Origin of the sequence: Flavobacterium sp. 90, from assembly GCF_004339525.1 — a bacterium.
Taxonomy (GTDB): Bacteria; Bacteroidota; Bacteroidia; order Flavobacteriales; family Flavobacteriaceae; genus Flavobacterium.
This window is the reverse complement of sequence record NZ_SMGE01000001.1, coordinates 5,968,449-5,992,644: the sequence shown is the minus strand read 5'-3', so window position 1 is coordinate 5,992,644 and position 24,196 is coordinate 5,968,449. Positions and strand designations below refer to the sequence as shown.

Below are 24,196 nucleotides of genomic sequence, written 5' to 3'. Positions count from 1 at the left end.
TGTTAATTTATTTTCATATTCTCATTTTTGAAGCGCTGAATTTTAAACTTTTATCTATATTAATTCTTGATTTTTTATTTATAATTAAAATATATATAATTGATTATCAGGTTTTTGATGTATTGAAAACAATATATTAACCTCGATTTTTTATCTATGTTTTTTATTTGCTCTTTTTTAAATCTAGTTTCGTTGTAGCCTTTTTTTAGGAACTAACTTACTAATTTTAAAAAACCGAAAAATTATGAAGAATCCATTACATTTTAATTTTTTTAGAAGAGAGAAATATTTCCATATCGTATGGATTTGTTTTATGCTCTTAACCTCAGGTTTGTATGCGCAACGAGGTTATTATGATGCGGCGTATAAAAGGTACGAAGCAAACGTTGGACAATTGTCTAATGGCGCTGCAACTACTTCAAAATCATATGTTCAGTCAGATTTGCAATCAGAAGCGACAGATCAGCAATGTGTGAATATGTCTGCGACAAATGCAACAGTTCAATGGACGCTTACTGAAGCCGCAGATGGACTTGTAATTCGATACAGCGTTCCTGACGGTCAAACGGCGACTTTGGGCGTTTATGACGGAAACACAAAAATTACAACGCTAACCTTGACTTCAACCTGGTCTTGGGAATATTTGTGGAGCAACGGAAATCCAAACAACAACGGAATTACCAATCAAAATCCAAGAATGCGATTTGATGAAGTTCGTTATAAACTTCCGAACAAAATTGCAGTTTCAGGAACTTTAAAATTAGTTAGAGAATCCGGAAATGTTCATGTAGATTTTGCTGAGATAGAACCCGTTGCAACGGCTATTACAGCTCCATCAGGTGCAGTAACTTATACCGGAAACGGAAGCGATCTTCAAACTTTTATTGATGCAAATGGTGGTAAAAAGATTTTTCTACCAACTGGCGTTTATAGCGTAAATCGCGAATTGTATTTTGGTACTGCAAATACCTCTTTGATAGGTGCTGGAATGTGGTACACTCAAATTAATTTTACGAATACCAGCAGTTTAAACGGAGGATTGCGTGCTAATGCAGCAGGAATTTCATTTACGGATCTTTATTTGACTACAAATTCGGCATCGAGAAGTAACTCTTATAAAGGTATAAATGGTGTTTTTACGAGTACTTCAGTAGTAAAAAATATTTGGGCAGAACACTTTGAATGTGGCGCCTGGATTGCACAATATAATACCGGAGGACCTGCAATTGCTGATGGTTTTACGCTATCTCATTGTCGTTTTAGAAATAATTATGCTGATGGAATTAATCTTTGCAAAGGAACTGCAAATGCAATTGTAGAGCATTGTAACTTCAGAAATAATGGCGATGACGATCAGGCGATTTGGTCTGCAGATGGATTGGAATGTATCAATAATACTTTTAGATACAATACTTCTGAAAACTGCTGGCGTGCTTGCGGACTTGCGATTTATGGGGGAAAAAACAACAAAGCTTACAATTTAATTATAAAAGACAATCTTGAAGCGGGTATTCGTGTGAGCAATAACTTTCCGGGAGCGCCTTTTAACAATGATGGAATGCACGAAATTCACGATATCACGGTATCAACATGCGGAACTTTTAATGATACTTACAACAATCCTGTAGCAGCTGTAGATATTTTCAGCGCTACAAATGCGGGAAGTCAGGTAAAAAATGTTCAGCTTTATAACATTGATATTCTAGATTCAAGAAACGATGCAATTTCGATAAGTAAAAGATCCGGAGATGGTATTTATAATCTTAGTTTCAAGGATATTACGGTTAACGGAACGGGTAAGGAATATCCAAACAATAATGCGCTTAACAGAAACTGGGGAAGAGGATATTTTGTACTTATCGCGGGTTCTCCTGCCGGAAACGGTACATATTGTAACATGAATTATTCGAATAGAGGCGGTAGTGCTGCTGCAAATGAAGAAATTAGTGCAATTGGTACATTTTCTTGGACTCAAAGTGCGAGTTGTTCAACGACATCAGTTCCTGTAACGGGAGTTACGATTTCGCCAACTACAGCGACTTTAGGCGTTGGTGCAACACAACAATTAACGCCAACTATTGCTCCTGCAAATGCTACAAACAAAACAGTAAGTTATAGTTCTAATAATACAGGTGTAGCAACTGTAAATGGTTCAGGATTAGTTACTGCAATTGCTTCTGGATCTGCAACAATTACAGTTACAACTCAGGACGGAGCAAAAACGGCAACTGCTGTAATTACCGTAAGTTCTTCAAATGTTGCAGTAACAAGTGTTAGTTTAAGCCCAACATCTGCATCATTATCAGTAGGAGCAACGCAACAATTAACGCCAACAGTTTTACCTTCAAACGCAACTAATAAATCGGTTAGTTATGCCTCAAATAATACTGGCGTAGCAACGGTTAATGCTTCAGGTTTAGTAACAGCAATTGCAAGCGGAACGGCAACAATTACGGTAACAACCGTAGACGGAAATAAAACAAGTACTGCTGCAATTACGGTTACTACAGCAACCGGAAACTACTTTACAATCAAAAATAAATGGACCGGTAATTATTTATATGATGCCGGAGCAAATGTAGGATATGGCCCAACTGTAGCAAACAATAACTACAAATGGGAAAAAGTTGCTGTTGATGCCACTTATTATATCTTAAAAAATGTGGGTACGGGAGATATGATGAATATCGAAAACTTAACAGGAGCGGTGCAATGTAATGTTGGTTCAAATGGTTGGTATAGCGCACAATGGTCAACCGAAAATGTTGACGCAACCTGGGTGAGAATTAAAAACAGATGGCAAACCGGAAGCATGATTCATATCGAAAATCTAAATGGTTCTGCTCAATATGCCGGAGCTCAAAACAACTGGGAAAGTGCACAATGGCAATTTCAAAGTACTTCGACATCCAAAAAAGCAAATGGAATTGAAGAAGCAGTAACTATCGAGAATAATTCGTTAGTTAGTCTTTATCCAAATCCTTCGATCAACAATGAGTTTAATGTTGTTTTTCCGGAATTAAAAGCAGGGAATCAGGCAACAGTAACGGTTACGGACATAAATGGAAGAAAGGTTTTGGTAAACAAACTCAACGTGTCAGCAAAAATTGATCATCATTTGACTTCAGGAGTTTATATCGTTACGATTAGTTCTAATGAATTTAATGTTTCTAAGAAATTGATTGTGAAGTAATTTTTAAACACGCCAATCAAGAGTTGAAATTCTATAATTTGTGCCGTCAGGTACTAAATATTTGGTAGAAAACGATAATTAGTAATAAATTTAGCGTGCCGTAGGTACGCAATAGTTATCATTTTGTTGCGTACCTACGGCACGCCAACATATCTCGAATCTACAATGACTACCAATATTTAGTACCTAAAGGCACATTTTAAACCTTGATTTGTTTTAAATAGTAAATTTAATGTGTCTAAGTAGTTGATTGTGAAGTGATTTGTTAAATATATCAAAGGGTTGAAATTCCATAATTTGTGCCATTAGACATTAAATGTAGTGTATCTAAAAAGCTAATTGTGAAGTAATTTATTAAATATACCAATCAAGAGTTGAAATTCTATATTTTATGCCTTTAGGCATTAAATCTTGGTAGAAAATGAGAATTAGTAATAAATTTAGCGTGCCGTAGGTAAGCAATTATTATCATTTTGTTGCGTACCTATGGCACGCCAACGTATTTTGAATCTACAATGACTACCAATATTTAGTACCTAAAGGCACATTTTAAACCTTGATTTGCATTAAATATTAAAAAACAAAAATGCCAGACTTTTGATCTGGCATTTTTATTTATTTTCCTTTTAATAAATTGATACTTACTGTGGCGATGTTAGCGTCAGGAAATTGCTTAGAAAACGAGTTATCGGGAAATAATCCTGCTTCTGCAGCAATTTTATTAAAAACAGGAAGTTCAACAATATATTGATCAGAAAAACCGTGTGTTGCGTCGTAAGCCGTTGCAGGAGTTTTTCCTAAATTAGTGGCTGCAAGTTTTGGATCTATGGAATGCAATTCGATCAGAAGTAAACCGAATTTGCGAACATATGGCGACCATTTTTGTAAATGCTCCAGAAGATTATCTTCTACCAAATTGTTGCTGATTCTTTTTCCGCGATAAGCAAATGCACCGGTAGATTTACTTATTCTGTCTTTGTGAATGTGTTCCGGATCTGTCCAAATTCGATTGTGATCTAAAAAAGTTCTCACGTTAAGCAAGTCTTTCAAATCGATGTTATAATTTTCTTTCAAGTCATCTGATAGTAAATCGGGACGACCAATATCTCCCCAAATTACTTTTGCCCAAATATCTGCTTTTATAAGATTTGCTCTGGTTACTTTTAGTGCAGCCTGATTATAATCGGCACCAACGAGAAATAACGGATAATCATCCAGTATTTTTCCTCTTAAGGTTTGTCTTTCGATTACTTCAAAAATATGTTGCAGAAAAGCGCCATTGCCACAACCCATATCCAGGATTCCCTTTGGTTGTTGTTCAATTGGCAGATTAAAAAGACTAATTATAATCTCATCGACAACTTTAAAATAAGTATCGTGAGCACCGCCGCTGCCCCAAACATTCATTTCGCGATCAACGTGAATTTCGTTTTCGCCATCGGCTATGGCTCTTAAAACAGTTGGATCACCAAAAATTAATTCCTCAATTTTGGCAAATGTTGGTAAATAAGAAACGGTAACGCCATAAGCACTGGCTCTTTTGGCAAAAAACAAACCGACTTCGGTAAATTGGTAATTTCCATTTTTTTCGAGAAACCATCCAAGATGTACAAAAAAGTCTAATATTTTTTTGAAATTTTCAGGAGATTTATGAAACTCTTCCGGTCTGAAAGAAGTTTCCATAAAGTACTTGTGAAACATTCCGTTCATCGCCAGACGAACGATTGTTGGACCAATCAAATAACCTTCAATATGTTTTAAAACTTGTTCCTGAATACTTTTTTTCAAAGCATCATTAGAAAACTCGATTCCGTAATTTTTTTTATATTTTTCGAAAATTACATTGAGTTTTTCAAACGGCGCATCATCAAAAAGACGGGAATGAAACTGAGTAGAAAAATGCAGTAAATCAACGACATCCTGATAAAGAGGAAACATTGAAAAAGCTATTTCTGTTTTTTCATTTACAAAAATCTTAATTTCCTGTGTTTCGTTATTGACTTCGTATTCTAAAAAGTCCTGAGAAGCCAAAATCCTTAAAGCAACATTCAGATAACCTTCATTTGCTTTAAAAACAGTTACAAGATCAGATAATTGTATTTGCTTTTTTTCTAAGATAAATTCTAAAACGCCATGATTCTTCAATGCTATTGCTACAGGAGCAACAGCCAGGCCGTCAAGATGTCTGAAAATGGAGCTGCGAAGTTGTGATTTATCGGTCATAGTAAGAGATTGATGCTTTGTTAAAAATAGTGATTTAATTTGATACCTTAAAAAAGTAAAAAGCTAATTAATATTATTTCGAAGAATGATTTTTAGATATTTTTCTTTTTCAGTTTTTTTTATTCATAAGAATACTTCTTACATTCGTTAACAGATATATTAAATTGCAAAAGATACTACATTTCTATAAGTAGAAAATGAAGCCAGGTATTTACATGTTAAATAAAATTTATATTTGTAAAATCATGCCACTAGCCGAAAAAGTCAATAACATAAATAAAACAAAGTTTAAACATTCATAGACTTCAATTTAAGAAATGCCAAAATCAATTTATATAATTATTCTTTCAATTTTATTTTTAATTAGTTGTAAATCCGTAAAAGAGTCAGCTAATCCTCTTAAGCAAGACCCTAAAAAAGATCTTACATCTTTGGAATTACAAACTTGGTATTTAAAAGATTATAAAGAAGATACTATTCCAGGTATTTCGTTAGATAAATGGTACCGTTTAAATAAAAAGCAATCCAAAAGTAAAAGTATTATTGTAGCGGTAATAGATACTCAAATTGATATAAATCATGAAGATCTACAAGGACAGCTTTGGACAAACAACAAAGAAATTCCAAATAATGGCATCGATGACGACCATAACGGTTATGTTGATGACATTAACGGCTGGAGTTTCACAGGAACCAAAAGCGGTGGTTATGTAGTCTGGAATAGATATGAATATGTTCGTATTATGCAGGAATGGGGACCATTATTTAAAGATAAAACAGAAGCCCAAATTGATCCTAAAGATCTATATAAGTATAACGAATATCAGAGAGCTTTAAAAAAGTTTGATGAAAAAGAAAAATATTCAAAAAATTGGTTGAAATCCATAAATCATAATGTCGCCATTTATCCTTTGGTAAAAGATACTTTAAAATACTTCTTTCCTAAAGAAGATTATACTTATAAACAACTGGATAGCTTGTACAAAAAGTATAAAATAAATGATAAAAGATACAGACAAAGACGTGATGATAATGATAAAGATCTGGGAGCGTTAATATCTTATATGATGGTTAACTTGAATACTGATGACAGTACTTTAGAAGAGTTAGTAGATCTACAAACTCAACTTGATTCTATTGTAAATAAAAACCTGAATTTAGAGTACAATGAGCGCCTGTTAATAGGTGACAACCCTAATATCTTAGAGAAAGGTTATGGCAATAATAATGTCAGCAATAATAGAGCAGGACATAGATCTATTCAGGATCATTGCACAAAAATGGCAGGAGTTATTGGTGCTAACAGAGAAAATAATATCGGTATAAAAGGGATTGTTCAGAATGTTAAAATCATGCCTATTAATATTTCTCCATCAGGAGATGAACATGATAAAGATATTACGATGGCTATACGTTATGCTGTAGACAATGGAGCAAAGATTATTAATATGTCTTTTAGTAAGCAGTTTTCTTTGCATCAGGATTGGGTTACAGCAGCTTTTAAATATGCCGAAGAACATAATGTATTATTAATTCGCAGTGCGGGTAATGAAGGTGATGATCTTGATAAGGTAAAATATTATACAACAGATACTAATCCTGAAGATAACAAAGAATTTTGTTCCAATTTTATTGTAGTCGGATGTGTCAACCATAAATTGGACAGTAATTTTGTTTCTGATTATTCTAATTACGGAAAACAAAATGTAGACTTATTTGCTCCGGGAGATGAAATATACTCTACCGGTGCAGGCAACAGCTATAAATTTGATTCTGGTACTTCAATGTCTGTTCCGATGGTTTCAGGAACTGCAGCGTTAATTTGGCTTTATTATCCAAATCTAACTGTTGCTCAGGTTAAGGAAATCATTATGAATTCAGGAACATCTTATGATTTACAAGTTATAGTTCCGGGAACAAAAGATAAAAAAGTTCCTTTTTCTGAATTATCCAAATCGGGAAAAGTTTTGAATGTTTATAATGCAATGCAGCTTGCAGATAAGGTAAGTAAAAAGAAAAAATGATATGATCTTTCAAGATTAAGCCTTTTTTTCTTAGATACAGATATTATAAAACTTTAAGTATTATACAATACATAAATCTGAATCACTTTTTGTTCTTTTTTTAAAGTATAAACCAGCATTATTTTGCAATACTTTTTCTTCCATTTTTCCTCCCAAATATCTTCTTTTTAAATCACAATTAGGGAGCTTTTTTTTAAATAAAAATAAAACCTACCGAAATAATTCTGACAAAAATGCCATTAGAAGTAATTGTATTTATAAAGTGCATTAGTACAAAACAATGATAATTTGAGAAGAGATGGAGTAAAACTCACAGTCAAATTATCATTTATTCAGCAAAAAACTCACTTCACATTATTAATTGCAGGATTTAAAACAATAGTTTTTTGGTGTTTAATCCTTTCATTCTAGAAAATTTCTTACAGGTGTTAAAAAAACGGAATTACTATTAACTCTTTTGTTTTTAGCGCTTTAAAGTTTTACTAAAATTTTAATTAACATTTTTTTTACAAAAAAAACGATTAAACTTTTGGAGTTAATATTTTTAACATACTTTTGTTCTATCAAATTAGTAGGGTTTAAAAATAAAGTAAATAAAAAAAGATTAAAGGTTACAAAAAACATTTCATTTTTCAACAAGTAAGAACCATTCGGCAATTTATTTCTTCTGATTTTTCGTTGTAAAAAACTCTTCAATCTCTAATTCAAAATAAATTTTAATAATTACGAACCTTAAAGTTTTAGGGTAGAAATCTTGTAAAAAACTAAATCAAAATAATAATAAAAAAAAAGAAAATGAAAAAACGAATGCAATGCAGATAAAAAAAAACCATTTCTGTTGCAGCAGAAATGGTGAAGCTTAAAGAAATTGTACATCTCTATAAGGAAAGTGGGAGTGGAGTAAATCCTTCCGGACTCGCCTTATTTTTTAAACCAAAACAAAGTAATGAAAAAAAAATTAAATAGATATGCATACCTATGCATTTTGTTGATTTCCATAGGGATTAAGGCTCAGGAGACCAAACCGTTAATTCAGTCCAAACTCGAAGGAATAGTGATTGATGCTGCTACAAAGGAGCCGGTTATTGGAGCTTCAATAAACATAAAAGGTACTACACACGGAGTTCAGACAGATTTTGACGGGAAGTTTTATTTCCAAACCGGACAAAAATTTCCTTATACTTTAATCGTAAGCTTTTTGGGATATAAAAGACTGGAAACTGTAGTTAATCAAAATTCGGTTGTAATTGAAATTACTCAGGAACAAAATGCACTTTCAGAAGTTGTAGTTACTGCATTGGGTATTTCAAAAGAAAAGAAATCTCTTGGATATACAACGCAAGCAGTTAAAGGAAAGGATTTAGGAGAAACTAAAGAAACGAACTTCCTGAATAGTCTTAGCGGTAGATTGGCGGGTGTACGTATCACTAATTCTCAGGGAGATATGGGATCTTCACGTATTGTTATTCGTGGAGAAACTTCAATCGCGGGAAATAACCAACCATTATTTGTGGTTGATGGAGTTCCGGTAGACAACTCGCAATTAGGAAGCGTTGGTGGAGCAACTCGTGATTTCAAAAATGCAATTGCCGATATTAATCCGCAGGATATTGAAACTTTGACAGTATTGAAAGGTCCAAATGCTGCGGCACTTTACGGATCACGTGCTGCACATGGTGTTGTTTTGATTACTACAAAATCAGGAAAAAATCAAAAAGGACTTGGTATCACAGTTAATACCGGTATTACGGTTTCTCAGGTTACAACTTTACCAAGATTTCAAAACTCATTTGGTCAGGGATCAAACGGAAAATTTAGTTTCGTAGATGGTAAAGGTGGCGGAGTTAATGATGGTGTTGATGAAAGCTGGGGACCAAAATTAGACGGACGTCTTATTCCGCAATTTAATTCAAATGGTGTAGCGGTTCCTTTTATCGCGCATCCTGATAATGTGAAGGATTTCTTTAATACAGGACTTACTTATGATAATAGTATTTCTATTGCAAAATCAGATGATAAATCAGATTTTCGTTTAGGAGTAAACAATCAAAAACAATTGGGAACTGTACCAAATAGTGAAGTAAACAAAACAAACTTTACGATTAATACGAATTACCAAATTTCAAAAGGCGTTAGAGTTGGTGTAAATGCGAACTATATTGTTACAGACGCTCCGGCACTTCCGGGTGGTCCGTCTGGTAACCGTGCTGCAGGTGTAATGTTACAATTTTTATGGTTTGGACGTCAGGTAGATACTGAGGAAGTTCAAAGAAACAGAAATGTAAACTGGAATAACAGCTATTATAGTAATCCATATTGGAATGCTTATTATAATACAACTAGTCAGCAACGTAACCGTTTGATTGGTGATATTCATTTGGATGCAAAACTTGCTGAAGGATTTAATTTTAAATTCCGTACAGGAATTGATTATTACAATGATCGTAGAAAATATGAGATTAAATATGGTACAAACGGAACTCCTTTTGGATCGTATGCCGAAGACGCTTATACAGTTAGTGAACAAAATACAGAAGGTATCTTTACTTATACTAAAAAATTAAACGATGATTTTAGTTTAGATGCTCTTGCAGGATTCAACGTTCGTACGCACAGTGATGCAAACAATTATCAAAAAGCACCGCGTCTTGCTGTACCGGATTTATATACATTGACGAATTCACGTGATCCGTTAACTTCATCAAATATTTATTCAAGATTAAAAGTTTACAGTGCATATGCATCGGCACAATTTGGTTTTAGAAATTATGCATTTTTAAACGTAACTGCTCGTAACGACTGGTCATCAACATTGCCAAGTAATAACCGTTCTTATTTTTATCCTTCTGTTAATGGAAGTGTGATCTTAACAGACGCTTTGAATTTGAAAAGTAATACACTTGATTTCTTAAAATTACGTGGTGGTTGGTCAGAAGTTGGTAATGACGCAGATCCGTATCAATTGTCTACAGTTTATAATTTTCAAACGGCATTTGACGGAAATCCAATTCAAACTTCTTCACAAAAGAAACTTAACGATAATCTGAAGCCTGAAACTACACGTTCTACAGAAGTTGGTTTAGAAGCTTCTTTTTGGAAAAACAGACTTCATTTTGATTTTGCTTATTATAATACAAACAGTTTAGATCAGATTTTAGAAATCAAAACAACAGCTGCGAGTGGATATAATTCACAATTAATCAATGCAGGAAAAATAAACAATCATGGTGTAGAGATTCAATTGGACGGAAATCCTGTTCAAACAGAAAATTTCAGATGGAATGTTGCTGTAAATTATGCTAAGAACATAAGTAAAGTTGAGATTTTGGATTATGATAAACAAATTCAAAACTACACAATTGGTTCTTCTGGAGGTGTTGATGTATTGGCATCTGTAGGTCAGGCTTATGGAGCACTTTACGGAACTGCTTATTTACGTGACGCAAACGGAAACATTGTAGTTGGAGCAAATGGATTGCCAAAAGCAGATCCACAAAAGAAAGTATTAGGACATTATACTCCGGATTATACAGGAGGTGTTACAAACACATTAACGTACAAAAATCTTGAACTTTCATTTCTTGTTGATGCAAGTGTAGGAGGACAGATTTTCTCCGGAACGAACAGAACTGGTAATTATACAGGAGTTTTAGATCAAACAATGCCGGGTCGTGACGCAGCAAATGGTGGTTTAAGCTATTATACAACGGCAAGTAACGGAAGTGTAAAAACGTCGCTTCCAGCTGGTACAACTGCTCCAAGTGGCGCTGTAGTTTATGATGACGGAATGATCTTTAAAGGAGTATATGCTGATGGAACTCCAAATACTACATTATTGAGTGCACAGGAATATTACAAAGCATCTTACAATATAAGTGAAGCCTATCTTTATAGTTCAACTTACGTGAAATTAAGAGAAGTAAAACTTACTTATAATGTTGATAAAAAACTAGTTAAGAAACTGGGATTAGCCGGAGCAAGTTTTACAGCTTCAGGTCGTAACCTGTTCTTTATTTACAAAGACGCGCCAAATATCGATCCTGAATCGGCTTTTAATACTGGAAATGCACAAGGTTTAGAGAGTTTGTCTCTGCCAACTACCAGAAGTTATAGCCTTAATGTTAATCTTAAATTCTAAAAACACGAAATCATGCTAAAAAAAATAGCTTATATAACTCTATTTGCATTGTCGCTGACTTCTTGCAGCAACGATTTGGATGAAATAAATAAAAATCCAAATGCAACCGAAACACCTTTGGCACCTTACCTGTTAACAGGATCATTAAAACAGGGCGCTGACTTATATTGGGGTTCAACAAATAACTTTGATTCGTCTTTATTATTTGTTCAGCATTGGGCTAAAATTCAATATACAGAACCGGACAGATTCGATGTATCCAACACGTCTTTTACGACTTTATGGAATACAGGATATGCAACTTTAATTACGGATTTGAACACAATTCTGAATTTTTCTGATCAACAGGCAAATTCAAATTACAAAGGAATTGCACTAACGTTGCGTTCATGGACATTTTTGTTGTTGACAGATGCTTACGGAAGTATTCCTTATAAAGATGCAGGTCAAAAAGTAACACCAACTTATAATACTCAAAAAGAAGTTTATACAGGATTACTTGAAGATTTGAAAAAAGCGCAGTCTTTGCTTGCTACAACAAACGGTACAGTAACAGGAGATTTGGTTTACAAAGGTGATATTTTAAAATGGAAGAGACTGGTAAATTCACTTCGTTTGCGTATTGCGTTGAGAATTTCAGACAGAGAACCTGCTTTGGCAAAACAAGCTGCAATTGATGCAACAAGCGATGCTGCAGGAGTTTTGAGCAGTAATGCTGATACTTTTCAGTTTGTTTACATCAGTTCGCCGCAACAAAATCCGGCTTCGGCATGGTTTGAAACGAGAGATGATTACCGTATTTCAAAAACTTTGGTGGATAAATTATATGCATTATCAGATCCGCGTTTGCCGGTTTATGCACAATTGCCATCTGATGCAACTGTAGGTAAATATGTTGGTGGAGCAAACGGATTATCAAATAGTGATGCTAATAGTCAGGGTTTTGCCAAAACATCGAAACCGGGTAAATATTTCTTAACATCAACTTCTCCAGCTGTAATTGCTTCTTATTCTGAAACATTATTCAATCTTTCTGAAGCTGTAGCGCGTGGTTTTATTCCCGGAGATGCAGAGCAGCTTTACAAAAATGCAATTACTGCTTCATTGAATCAATTTGGTATTAACGATGCAACAGTGGTTTCGAATTACCTTAATCAGGCGGATGTAAAGTACGATGCAACAAATTATGCGAAATCAATTGGTACTCAAAAATGGATTGCATTCTACGGACAAGGGCTTGATGCTTTTGTAGAATGGAGAAGACTTGATTATCCTGTTTTGACAGCTGGTCCTGCAACAGTTTTAGACGGACAGATTCCTTCGCGTTTCTTTTATCCGGGTACTGAGCAATCACTAAATGGAACTAGCTACCAAGCTGCAATAGCAACTCAGGGAAAAGATTTGTTGACTACAAAACTATGGTTTGATATAAAATAAGTTTTGGTTGTAATTCGAAAAAAAACTAAACACATAGAAACATAGATTTTATGTGCAAAAAAAAGGAAACAAAATAAAATCCGTTTTTATCTGCGTTTTTACGAAGTAAATCTGTTTTATCCGCGTCAAAATTAGACACTGATTTAACTGATTCGCTAAAGCGAAAACGCTGATAAAAACGGATTTTTCTAATTACTTTCCGGATTAAACTGTTAAGTAATTTTGTAGATTTCCCCTTAACTTAATGACATTGCTCGAAGCATCGGGATGTATTTAAATAAGTGAAACGCCTTTTAGGGAAAGAAAATCTATGTTTCTATATGTTAAAAATTACACTCAACAAAAGTAATACACTCGATTTTAGTGCTTACTAGTAAAATCAAATTAAGGAAAAAATCCGCAATTGTCTATTATTGACTTTGCGGATTTTTTTATGTTCTTGAGATGATAAATTATAATAGTTATAACTGAATTAACCAGTCTACAGAAAATGCAATAATGATAAAAATATTGTGTACAAATACAAGTTGCAGATAATAACCTTTAAAATTCTTAGTGTGAGCTGATGGTATAATTTCGACGAGAAAAGTCCAGCTTATAATTCGGATTAAACCATTAATGAAACCAATAATAATAGTTGGCGTCCATGAAATTTCTGCAAATTCATTGTACCAAAGCAGATAATAAATGGTAGCAAAACAAAGTCCAAAGCTGTGATGGAATATCTTTCCCGCTTTTAATTTCGCTTTAAGCGGTAAATTTATATCAATAGCAAAAAGAAGACTTGTAAGAAGAGTGGGTTCACGGTAAAATTCATTGTCTGAGTTTGATAATGCCGCGTTGAATATTTTGAGAATGCAACAGGTTAACAACCAGGAAATCAGAATTTGAAAAAGTAGGTATAAGATCATAAAGGGGCGTAAAATTTTTTACGCGGCAAAGGTAAGCATGAAAGTGATAGGAATGAAATTTTATAGTAGTATACTTTTAAGAACGCATTAAGCTAAAGTTCTAAAATATATTTTAAAAGACAATTTGCCGTATCCAAAGTTATACTTTAGTTTCAGAAACTCAAAAATACGGTTGAGATTAAAAATATGATTCTTCAGTAATTTAAAAAAATACCGAAAGCGTTAATTAAGCAATTTTACAACAATAATTGTTTAATTGATCTACTTATGATTTCTCCACTGACTATAATTGCCGCGACAAATTTTTCAGAAATATCAAATAATGCTGTTACTTATGCAGCAGGAATTGCAAAAACTGCAGGAGCCAAGCTGATTCTGTTTAACTCCTTTTCGTTAAGTTTTCACAGTGCTAATTCTCTTATTACTGCAGAAAACTTGCAGAAACAAATTGAAAAAACAGCTTTCCGACTTGAAACATTAAGCTCAGAAATAGCTGATTTATACAAAATAGAAGTTAGTTCTGTCTGCACGTATTCTTTTTTAGAAGATGAACTTTCTTATCTTATTGGCAGTACAGCTGCAAGTCTTGTGGTTATGGGAATGGCAGAGCGTTCTTTTGAACAGGAATTAATGGGAAATTCAACTACAGCTGTCATAAAAAATTTGAATATTCCGGTTTTGGCTGTGCCTTTAAAAGCCCGTTTCCATAATGTCAAAAAAATACTTTATGCTTCTGATACTTTGAGTTTATCAGCAATTAAAAGATTTAGCTGGATAAGGCAGATTGTTAGTGATTTGGGAGCAGAAATTGAGTTCTTTAGCGTAGAAGAAAAACTGAATAATTTAAAAGAAGAACAAGAGAAAATATTGCTGACTTCTACATTAGAAAAAGAATTTGAGCAAGTGAAATACATGTATAAAAGTGTAAAATCAAATTCGGTTATCAAGGAAATAGAGAAAGAAATCAAAAATTATGATGCTGATATTTTAGTAATGGTACCTCAAAAATATGGCTTTTGGGATTCATTAGTTCATAAAAGCAAAACCAGAATTATGGCGGCAGGTCTGGATATTCCGTTATTGTCTTTCCCAAATTATTAGAAAGCAATAAACTAAAATCATATATCAGAAAGAAAAAGGTTTTAGAAGTGTAATAGGCATTGTCAATTTTTATCTTTGTTTCAATTAAAATGCATAAATTTAGTATTTCACCAATTATTAGTTAATGAATTCAAGTATTCAAAATAAACCATCCGGAAAGAATTTTTTCTATAAATACTATAGAGTTATTGTGATACCGGTGGTTTTCCTGATTTATTTATCATCGTATTATTTTCTGAATCCCTATCAGGATTTTGAGCACAATACTTTATTAGTGATAGATTGGACGCTTGATATATTTATAATTCTGATCTATTGTGCTGTACTTACAGAATTAAGTCTCTTTGTTGGGAGAACCCTAAATTATTGGATCAGTTGGGAACAAAAGCCAATTTTTAGAGCTTTTGCACAGTTTATATGTATTATTTTAGGTAACATTCTTTTAAACTATTTATTCTCTTATTTATGGATGTACTTATACTCTTGGACACCATTAAAAGAGAGCGAACTTGTCCAAATCTGGCAGTCCAATTTAATGGCTGCGATATTATCCCTTTTTATAAGTTTTATCCATACCAGTATATTTTTGCTAAACCGCTGGCGTGTAACATCTGAAGAAGCGGCAGAACTAAAAGTCAAAGCGTCTGAACTTCAGGAAGCTGCAGCAAAATATGAATTAGAGTCTTTAAAACTACAGCTTGATCCGCATTTTATCTTTAATAATTTTAGTGCTTTAACGGAGTTGATTCATGAAGATCCAAAAGCCGCTGCATCATTTTTGGAGAATATTACAAAAGTGTATCGTTATATGATTTCAAACCTAAATAAAGATACGATTACGGTAAAAGAAGAACTTGAATTTTTGAATGCTTATTTTTATCTTTTAAAGAAACGTCAAGGCGAAAAAATCGAATTAAAATTACAAATTGATATGAGTTGTTTAGACCGTCATTTACCGCCATTAACATTGCAGTTATTGGTCGAAAATGCCGTAAAACATAATATGGCAACTGTGTCAAATCCGCTTACGATTTCTATTTATTCAGATCTTGGCGATCTTGTGGTTAGAAATAATCTGCAGCCAACAGCCGGAAAGAGCCTGGTTTCGACAGGAATCGGACATAAAAATATTGAGTTTCGATATAAAATTCTGCACGATAGAATGCCCGTTTTCTCAGAGTCAAATGGGGCTTATTGTGTACGTTTGCCTTTAATTACAAAATAGTATGAAAATTTTAATTGTAGAAGATGAAAGTATCAACGCCAGCCGTCTAAAAAGATTGTTGGAAGAACTGGAACCCGATTGCGAGATTCTGGCAATTATTGATACCGTTGCAGATTCTGTTAAATGGCTGAATTCAAATCCCGCACCGGATTTAATCACGATGGATATTCGTCTGGCAGACGGATTGAGTTTTTCTATTTTTGATGAAGTCGAAATTACTTCTCCTGTTATTTTTACAACGGCTTATGATGAATATGCCATAAAAGCTTTTAAGGTAAATAGCATTGATTATCTGATGAAGCCAATCGAAAAAAACGAACTTCAATTTGCTTTAAAAAAGTTTAAATCCATTTCGAAAGTTGAAAATAATGCCACAGATATTGCCGGAATTCTGAAAGGTTTTATGAATAAACCTTCTTTTAGATTGCGTTTTTTAGTAACCTATCGCGATGGTTATAAAAGCGTAGATGTCGCCGATATTGATTTTATATATTCTGAATTTAAAACCAGTAATTTAGTGCTTAAAGATGGCACCGTTATTCCAATTACCCAAACAATGGAAGAATTAGAACAGGAACTTGATCCTGATGTTTTTTTTCGCGCCAACAGACAGTTTTTTATTCGGGTAGAAAGTATAAAATCGATCTCAAACTATTTTAATGCAAAGCTCAAAATACAGCTTAAATTAGATACTGAACGTGAAGTAATCATAAGCCGCGAAAAAGCTCCGGTTTTCAAACAATGGATGGATCGCTAAAAGGAATATTTTGTAATCATTTTGGGTTGTAATAATTCACTATTGAGCACGTGTAATCAACGGTTGGGTAAGACTTTTTCTATTGCGTTATCTTCTTGTTTTAATTTTGCTGCAACATTATTTCCCGGACTTCTATTCTTTTTTTAGTCTGGTTTGTATCAAAATTATCTTAAATGAAATATTCCCTAAAAACCTTTTTAAAGCTCAAAGAATACCTGCAGATTATTGTATTATGGATTATGGCGCTGTTTTTCTATGTCTTTATGACGTATAGTATGATTAGCGATTTTTATTTTCAGGAGATTGGATCAAGTGCAGTAGATTTTTTAAAAGCAGAGCTTATCATTGCTTTTTTTGTGGGTATTTTTATTGGTACAAACCTCTTTTTACTACAGGAATATGTGTATCCGAGGTTTTTTAAAAACTTCGGAATCTTACTAATGATTCTGCTTCGAAGCCTTCTTTTTCTAATAACATGTATAATTGGACTTATTATAATTGCAGGACTTAATAAAGCGCATTATATAACAATTGACAATTTATTTGTTTTGCAACTTAGCAATATGTGGATTTTAAGCTTTACATTTTACTGCCTTATTGTTTATGTTTTTATCACTTTATTTCAGGTATTTCGCCGCCGAATGGGGAAAAATTACTTCGAAAGTTTACTTAGAGGAAACTATATGATTCCGGTTGTAGAATACCGAATATTTATGTTTCTCGATATGTATTCTTCAACAACTGCAGCCGAAGAAGCCGGACATTATAATTACAGCCTTTTGCTTCAGGAATGTTTTAATGATTTATCAGAATTGCTTCCAAAGTACAATGCCGAAGTATATCAATATGTAGGCGACGAAGCAGTTTTAACCTGGAAAGTTTCAGAAGGTTTTGACAGACAACAATGCATCGAACTTTACGAGAAATTTTCTATCAGATTGTTAGAAAGAAAGCAGTTTTATCAAAAGAAATTCGGCTTAAAGCCAAAATTTAAAGCTTCGGTAAATGAAGGCCTTGTTACCGTAGCAGAAATTGGTCAGATTAAAACCGAAATTGCATATCACGGCGATGTATTAAGTACAGCGGCAAGAGTACGGGATTTATGCAATAGTTTTAAAGCCGATCTTTTAATTACAAATTCTTTTTATGAGCAGTTGTCTCATGCAAATCAGGAAAACTTTATAGTTGCCGGAACTACGCTTTTACGTGGCAAAAAGAAATCGGTTACGATATACATGACAGCCGAATAATTGCTACTGATATTTTTCTAAAATTCCATTTTTAAAAGATCTGATTTTCTTTGGTCAGATACGTATTCGTTTCAGTATCGAAAAATTCCGTTTGGGTAACTTTCTTCTGTTTAAAGGTCGTTTTGTGCTGTTATTTTGCCGTCAAATTCTATGTATTCATTAAAGTGAAATAAAATGACAAAACAATTTTTCCAAAATTATAAAACACTCAATAAGGTTGTAGTTTTATTGATTATCATCGGTTTTTCTTCATGCGGTAAAAGCGGATCAGAAGCAGATGCAATGGCGGTTCCAAAACCGGAAGTAGATTTTTTTCAGGCAAAATCTGTTACAGGTGAAGTGGAGAAAAAATATCCCGGAACTGTAGAAGGAACCGTAAATGTTGATATTAAAGCGCAGGTTTCAGGATACCTTGAAGCAATTTATGTAAAAGAAGGTGATTATGTAAACAAAGGACAATTACTTTTTAAAATTAAAGGAGATGTTTATGCAGAGCAGGTTAACAGCAGTCGTGCAGCTTACAAAAGCGCTTTGGCAAACTTAGCGAATGCTAAACTTGAAATTGAAAAAGTAAAACCTTTGGTTGACGCAAAAGTATATTCGGATATGCAGCTAAAAACGGCACAGGCAAATTACGATGCAGCACAAGCTCAGGCAGCACAAGCAAAAGCAGCTTTAGGATCTTCACAAATAAACGCTGATTTCTCTTTGATAAAAGCTCCGGTAAGCGGTTATATCAGCCGTATTCCAAACCGTGTTGGAAATTTGGTTACGCCATCAGATACTGTTCCGTTGACTATTTTATCAGATATCAATACAGTATTTGTTTATTTCTCGATGAGCGAATCTGATTATCTGACTTTCGCCAAAGATTCAAAATCAAAGAAAACAGTAAGTCTTATTATGGCAGATGATAGTGCATACGATCAAAAAGGAACATTAGAAATTGCGAGTGGAAACATTGACAGAACTACCGGAACAATTGCCTTAAAAGCGATTTTTCCAAATCCTAAAAAACTGTTACGCGCAGGAGGTTCGGCAAGAATTATTTTAAACAGCAATTTGTCTTCTGTTGTAACGGTACCAATGGCAAGCGTGAAGGATATTCAGGATAAGTTTTTTGTTTTTGTTTTAGGCAAAGGCAATAAAGTAGCCATGACACCAATTGAAGTTGCCGGAAGTTCGGGCACAAATTATTTCGTGAAAAACGGTGTAAAAAGCGGTGATAAGATTGCATTAAATTCTATCGATGCGCTAAGTGATGGTATCGAAGTAAGAGCGATAATCAAGTAACGCTAAATGCTGTTATCGTAAAGGCTCTTAGTAAAAATAATTTTTAGTTTTTAATATAAATAACATTTTCCATGTTAAAAAAAATAATAGACAGGCCAGTATTGGCGACAGTAATTTCCATTGTTCTGGTGATCTTGGGTATTATTGGTCTTACAAGATTATCGGTTACCAGATTTCCTGATATTTCGCCTCCAACAGTAATGGTTAGTGGTTCGTATCCGGGAGGAAATAGTGAAACAGTAATCCGTTCTGTAGTAACTCCGTTAGAAGAGCAGATTAATGGTGTTGAAAATATGCAGTACATTAAATCTTCTGCCAGTAATGACGGATCTTTTTCGATCAGCGTTATTTTCAAACAAGGTGTAGATCCGGATCAGGCTGCGGTAAACGTTCAAAACAGAGTACAGCAAGCGACTCCAAAACTTCCGCAAGAAGTAATCAGAATGGGACTTACAACGTCGAAACAGCAAAATAGTATGATTGTTATTTTCAACTTGTATACAGATGATAACAAAAAGTACGACGAGCTTTTTCTTCAGAATTATGCTAATATCAATCTGGTTCCACAAATGAAACGTGTTCCTGGTGTTGGTCAGGTTCAGATTTTTGGTCAGAAGGATTATTCGATGAGAATTTGGCTTGACCCAAGAAAAATGGCAAATGCAGGTTTGGTTCCATCTGATGTTACGCAGGCAATTGCAGATCAAAGTTTAGAATCTGCTCCGGGAAAATTGGGAGAAGAATCAAAAGCGGCTTTAGAATATGTAATTCGATATAAAGGAAAGAAAAACAAACCGGAGCAATATGAAAATATTGTAGTTAAAAATGACGGTAATAATTTGTTGCGTCTTAAAGATGTCGCAAGAGTAGAATTTGGTTCAATCTCTTATAGCGGGGATAATAAATCGAACAGTAAAAATGCGGTTACAATGGCAATTTTACAGACTTCGGGTTCTAATGCAAACGATATTGAAATTGGGATTAATAAAGAAGTAGAGCGATTATCGAAGTCTTTTCCTCCCGGAATTAAATACGTGAACGTAATGAGTACCAAAGATCGTTTGGACGAAGCGACAGGACAGGTAAAATCGACTTTGTTTGAAGCTTTTATTTTGGTATTTATTGTTGTATTTATATTCCTGCAGGACATTCGCTCGACGATTATTCCAGCTATTGCAGTGCCAGTGGCGATTGTAGGAACTTTTTTCTTTTTGTTGGTTTTTGGATTTACGATTAACATTCTAACACTTTTTGCGTTGGTTTTGGCGATCGGAATTGTAGTCGATGATGCTATTGTTGTGGTAGAAGCCGTTCACAGTAAAATGGAAGAAGACGCAGGGATTTCAGCCAAAGAAGCGACTCACAGTGCAATGGCAGAAATTACCGGAGCAGTAGTTTCGATTACTTTGGTTATGTCGGCAGTATTTATTCCAATTGGTTTTATGACAGGATCTTCGGGGATTTTTTATAAACAATTTGCTTATACTTTGGCAATTGCGATTATTATTTCGGCTGTAAATGCCTTGACGTTAACGCCTGCTTTATGTGCACTTCTATTAAAAAACCATGGTGACAAACACGGAAATCACGAACATAAAACCAGTTTTAAAGACCGTTTTTTTGTGGGTTTCAATACGGGTTTCAACAATTTTACCGGAAGATATATCAAAGGTGTTCGTTTTCTTGTGGGAAGAAAATGGATTGCAGCAGGATTGGTTACCGGAATAACTGCCCTTGCAATTTATATGATGATGTCAACGCCAAAAAGTTTCGTTCCGCTTGAAGATGATGGATTTATGGTGTACAGTTTATCGATGCCACCGGGAACAGCGCTTGATCGTACAACTGAAGTAGTTCAGAGAATGGAGAAAATATTAGAATCAGAAAAAGCGATTGATGTTAATACGAGTATTACTGGATTTAATATTTTGAGTAACAGTTCCAGTACCGCATACGGATTGGGTTTTATTAAATTAAAGCCTAAAAAAGATAGAGGTGAAGTTAAAGATATTGATGAAATTTTGAATAGTGTTACGGCCAAATTATCCAAAATCAAAGAAGGTTCGGTTATGGTATTCAGAATGCCGCCTGTAGAAGGATTTGGTGTAACGAGTGGTGCCGAAATTGTATTGCAGGACAGAATGGCAAGAAGTCCGGAAGTTTTAAAAGCAATGTCAGATAAAGTGATCGGACAAATTATGCAGCAACCCGGAGTTCAATATGCGTATACGACTTTTAGAGCTGATTATCCGCAGCTGGAATTGGAAGTTGATGAAGACAAAGCGCGTCAAATGGGAGTAAATATCAAAGAGCTGTTAGGAAATATTCAGACGTATTTTGCGGGAGATCAATCATCAGATTTTACCCGATTTGGTAAGTTTTACAGAGTTAATGTAAAAGCCGATGGAATCTTCAGAATGGATCAGGATGCATTTAACGAAATTTTTGTTAGAAATGCAGAGATGAAGATGGTTCCTGTAAAATCAATCGTGAGATTCCATAAAGTTTACGGGCCGGAATCGGTGAATCGTTACAACCTTTATAATTCGGTAAATATTACCGCAATGGCATTGCCGGGTTACAGTAACGGTCAGATTATGGGTAATTTAGAAAAAGTTTTAGATAAACTTCCAGCTGATTACAGTTATGAATGGACAGGTTTAAGTCTGGAAGAAAAAGCAGGAGGAAACCAAACGATTGCCATTTTTGGATTATGTCTGTTGTTTGTATTCTTTTTATTGGCAGCACAATATGAAAGTTATTTATTGCCGTTGGCGGTTTTGCTTTCAATTCCAACAGGAATTTTAGGCGCTTTTGCCGGAGTAAAAGCTGTTGGTTTAGATAACAACATTTACGTTCAGGTCGGGCTCATTATGTTAGTGGGACTTCTTGCTAAAAATGCCATTTTAATTGTAGAGTTTGCACTTCAAAGACGTCTGTCAGGTTTAAGTATTGTTGAAGCGGCAATTGAAGGTGCAAGGTCAAGGTTGCGACCAATTATCATGACTTCGCTTGCCTTTATTGTAGGGATGATTCCGTTGATGTTTGCCGCTGGAGGAACTGCAGTAGGAAACAGATCGATAAGTGTGAGCGCATCAATTGGAATGTTGAGCGGAGTTATTTTGGGAGTTTTTGTGATTCCGTTGCTTTTCATTGTATTTCAATATTTACAGGAAAAAGTTTCGGGCAAGAAAACCGTAGTTCAAACTATAAAAGAATAATAATGAAAATACTATATAAAATCGGAATTACTTTGTTTACCGGCTTGATTTTAACGTCATGTGTGGTAGGAAAAAAATATTCCCGTGCAGAATTAAATTCACCTGATAAATACCGCGAAGAAATTGCGGTAACGGGAGATACGGTTTTACTTCCGTGGAAAAGTTATTACAAAGATCCATTATTGGTTGATTTAATTGAAAAAGCCCTCGTTAAAAATAACGAGGTGCTTATCGCAATGAAAAGCATGGAACAGTTGGATTTGAATTACAAACAAGCAAAATTATCATTGCTTCCAACACTTGATTTTGATGCAGGAGCAAGTAGAACGTATCAGTCTAAAAACTCGCTGAATGGCTCGTTAAGCGCCCAATTTACGAGTAAAAATTATCTGGATGATTACAGCGCCAATCTTCGTATGTCGTGGGAAGTTGATATTTGGGGAAAAGCTGCAATGCAAAAAAGAGACGCAAAAGCAACTTATTTTGCTCAGAAAGAAAATCTTTCGGCATTAAAAACCAGAATCATTGTTCAGGTAGCACAAGCTTATTATGACCTTTTAGGATTAGACGAACAGCTTAAAATTGCGCAGAAAAATATTGAATTGAGCGACAGCACTTTAAACATGATGAAGTTGCAATATACCGCAGGATCAATAAGTTCTCTTGCATTAAACCAAAGTGAAGCGCAGAAAAAAACAGCCGAATTATTGGTTCCTTTAGCAAAAGCGAATATTGCAGTTCAGGAAAATGCTTTGCAGATTTTATGCGGAGAATATCCAAATACTGTGGCACGTGCAGGAAACTTAAATGCATCAGAATTTGCTGTTGAGGTTCCATCTGGAATTCCAGCTTCGCTTTTAAGTCGAAGACCAGACGTTAAAGCAAGCGAATATGCTGTAATGTCTGCTTATGCAAAAACAGGATTGGCAAAAGCTACGATGTATCCAACATTAAGTTTAAGTCCATCGATTGGAGTAAATTCATTTCAGTTTGATACTTGGTTTAATTTCCCGGGATCTGTAACCAAATCGATTGCAGCAAATTTAGCGCAGCCTATATTTAGAAAGAAACAGTTAAGAACAGCTTATCAGGTTGCACTTTTAGAACAAGAAAAAGCAGCGATTCAGTTTAAGCAATCTTATATAACTGCGGTTGGAGAAGTAAATGATGCGATGTCAAGATTAAAATATGCAGATGAGAGAATTGTTCTTGCGACAGAAAAATCAGTTTCGCTTGAAAAAGCAACTTCAGATGCCGGACTTTTATACAAAAGCGGAATGGCGAGTTATCTTGAAGTAATTGTAGCGCAAAATAGTTCGTTGCAAAATGAACTTGATGTTGTAGCTATAAAATTAGAAAAGCTAAATGCAGCAATAAATTTATACCGCGCTTTAGGCGGAGGAGCGCAATAAAAAAACATTCA

The 24,196-nt window shown here is 34.4% G+C and carries 13 protein-coding genes; 11 read left to right on the top strand and 2 right to left on the bottom strand.

The genetic code is table 11. The features are described from left to right. Positions 1-244 precede the first annotated feature (244 nt). Positions 245-3,193, top strand: coding sequence for an Ig-like domain-containing protein (locus C8C83_RS24345; RefSeq protein ID WP_121331124.1), 2,949 nt, complete (start codon positions 245-247; stop codon positions 3,191-3,193). A 615-nt stretch (positions 3,194-3,808) separates the two neighbouring features. On the opposite strand, the gene C8C83_RS24340 is transcribed toward C8C83_RS24345, so the two are convergent. Continuing rightward, positions 3,809-5,416 (bottom strand): class I SAM-dependent methyltransferase, encoded by a 1,608-nt coding sequence (locus tag C8C83_RS24340; protein ID WP_121331123.1) that lies wholly within the window; start codon positions 5,414-5,416, stop codon positions 3,809-3,811. 431 nt (positions 5,417-5,847) lie between these two features. Here C8C83_RS24340 and C8C83_RS24335 point away from each other — a divergent pair, with 431 nt between their 5' ends. From C8C83_RS24335 to C8C83_RS24325, 3 genes are all read left to right on the top strand, one after another. Next, positions 5,848-7,440: a S8 family serine peptidase gene (locus C8C83_RS24335; RefSeq protein WP_158598194.1), complete on the top strand. Its 1,593-nt coding sequence runs from the start codon at positions 5,848-5,850 to the stop codon at positions 7,438-7,440. A 946-nt stretch (positions 7,441-8,386) separates the two neighbouring features. Then, positions 8,387-11,578: a SusC/RagA family TonB-linked outer membrane protein gene (locus C8C83_RS24330; protein WP_121331120.1), complete on the top strand. Its 3,192-nt coding sequence runs from the start codon at positions 8,387-8,389 to the stop codon at positions 11,576-11,578. A gap of 12 nt (positions 11,579-11,590) precedes the next feature. Next, positions 11,591-13,015 carry a SusD/RagB family nutrient-binding outer membrane lipoprotein gene (locus C8C83_RS24325; RefSeq protein WP_121331119.1) on the top strand — a complete coding sequence of 475 codons (1,425 nt, stop codon included), beginning with the start codon at positions 11,591-11,593 and terminating at the stop codon, positions 13,013-13,015. 461 nt (positions 13,016-13,476) lie between these two features. Here C8C83_RS24325 and C8C83_RS24320 read toward each other — a convergent pair whose 3' ends face one another. Further along, on the bottom strand, positions 13,477-13,926 hold the full coding sequence (locus C8C83_RS24320; protein ID WP_121331118.1) for a hypothetical protein: 450 nt from the start codon (positions 13,924-13,926) through the stop codon (positions 13,477-13,479). Between the two features lie 267 nt (positions 13,927-14,193). Between C8C83_RS24320 and C8C83_RS24315 the strand changes: the two genes are divergently transcribed. The 7 genes from C8C83_RS24315 to C8C83_RS24285 all read left to right on the top strand — a co-directional run bounded on the left by C8C83_RS24315 (position 14,194) and on the right by C8C83_RS24285 (position 24,185). Next, complete coding sequence (locus tag C8C83_RS24315; protein WP_121331117.1) at positions 14,194-15,027, top strand: universal stress protein; 834 nt, start codon at positions 14,194-14,196, stop codon at positions 15,025-15,027. A gap of 124 nt (positions 15,028-15,151) precedes the next feature. Beyond that, positions 15,152-16,252: a histidine kinase gene (locus C8C83_RS24310; protein WP_121331116.1), complete on the top strand. Its 1,101-nt coding sequence runs from the start codon at positions 15,152-15,154 to the stop codon at positions 16,250-16,252. A 1-nt stretch (position 16,253) separates the two neighbouring features. After that, a complete protein-coding gene (locus C8C83_RS24305) occupies positions 16,254-17,009 on the top strand; it encodes a LytTR family DNA-binding domain-containing protein (protein ID WP_121331115.1) in 756 nt (251 codons plus the stop codon). A gap of 173 nt (positions 17,010-17,182) precedes the next feature. Beyond that, entirely contained in the window at positions 17,183-18,259 is a 1,077-nt protein-coding gene (locus tag C8C83_RS24300; protein ID WP_121331114.1) for an adenylate/guanylate cyclase domain-containing protein, read from the top strand. 174 nt (positions 18,260-18,433) lie between these two features. Beyond that, positions 18,434-19,552 (top strand): efflux RND transporter periplasmic adaptor subunit, encoded by a 1,119-nt coding sequence (locus C8C83_RS24295; protein ID WP_121331113.1) that lies wholly within the window; start codon positions 18,434-18,436, stop codon positions 19,550-19,552. Between the two features lie 71 nt (positions 19,553-19,623). Beyond that, positions 19,624-22,773, top strand: coding sequence for an efflux RND transporter permease subunit (locus C8C83_RS24290; protein ID WP_121331112.1), 3,150 nt, complete (start codon positions 19,624-19,626; stop codon positions 22,771-22,773). A gap of 2 nt (positions 22,774-22,775) precedes the next feature. Then, complete coding sequence (locus tag C8C83_RS24285) at positions 22,776-24,185, top strand: TolC family protein (protein WP_132011941.1); 1,410 nt, start codon at positions 22,776-22,778, stop codon at positions 24,183-24,185. Positions 24,186-24,196 lie beyond the last annotated feature (11 nt).

Coding starts and splice junctions, on each gene's coding strand:
- C8C83_RS24310 (WP_121331116.1), top strand. CDS start 15,152: ATGAATTCAAGTATTCAAAATAAACCATCCGGAAAGAATTTTTTCTAT.
- C8C83_RS24315 (WP_121331117.1), top strand. CDS start 14,194: ATGATTTCTCCACTGACTATAATTGCCGCGACAAATTTTTCAGAAATA.
- C8C83_RS24325 (WP_121331119.1), top strand. CDS start 11,591: ATGCTAAAAAAAATAGCTTATATAACTCTATTTGCATTGTCGCTGACT.
- C8C83_RS24300 (WP_121331114.1), top strand. CDS start 17,183: ATGAAATATTCCCTAAAAACCTTTTTAAAGCTCAAAGAATACCTGCAG.
- C8C83_RS24295 (WP_121331113.1), top strand. CDS start 18,434: ATGACAAAACAATTTTTCCAAAATTATAAAACACTCAATAAGGTTGTA.
- C8C83_RS24340 (WP_121331123.1), bottom strand. CDS start 5,416: ATGACCGATAAATCACAACTTCGCAGCTCCATTTTCAGACATCTTGAC.
- C8C83_RS24290 (WP_121331112.1), top strand. CDS start 19,624: ATGTTAAAAAAAATAATAGACAGGCCAGTATTGGCGACAGTAATTTCC.
- C8C83_RS24330 (WP_121331120.1), top strand. CDS start 8,387: ATGAAAAAAAAATTAAATAGATATGCATACCTATGCATTTTGTTGATT.
- C8C83_RS24285 (WP_132011941.1), top strand. CDS start 22,776: ATGAAAATACTATATAAAATCGGAATTACTTTGTTTACCGGCTTGATT.
- C8C83_RS24345 (WP_121331124.1), top strand. CDS start 245: ATGAAGAATCCATTACATTTTAATTTTTTTAGAAGAGAGAAATATTTC.
- C8C83_RS24305 (WP_121331115.1), top strand. CDS start 16,254: ATGAAAATTTTAATTGTAGAAGATGAAAGTATCAACGCCAGCCGTCTA.
- C8C83_RS24320 (WP_121331118.1), bottom strand. CDS start 13,926: ATGATCTTATACCTACTTTTTCAAATTCTGATTTCCTGGTTGTTAACC.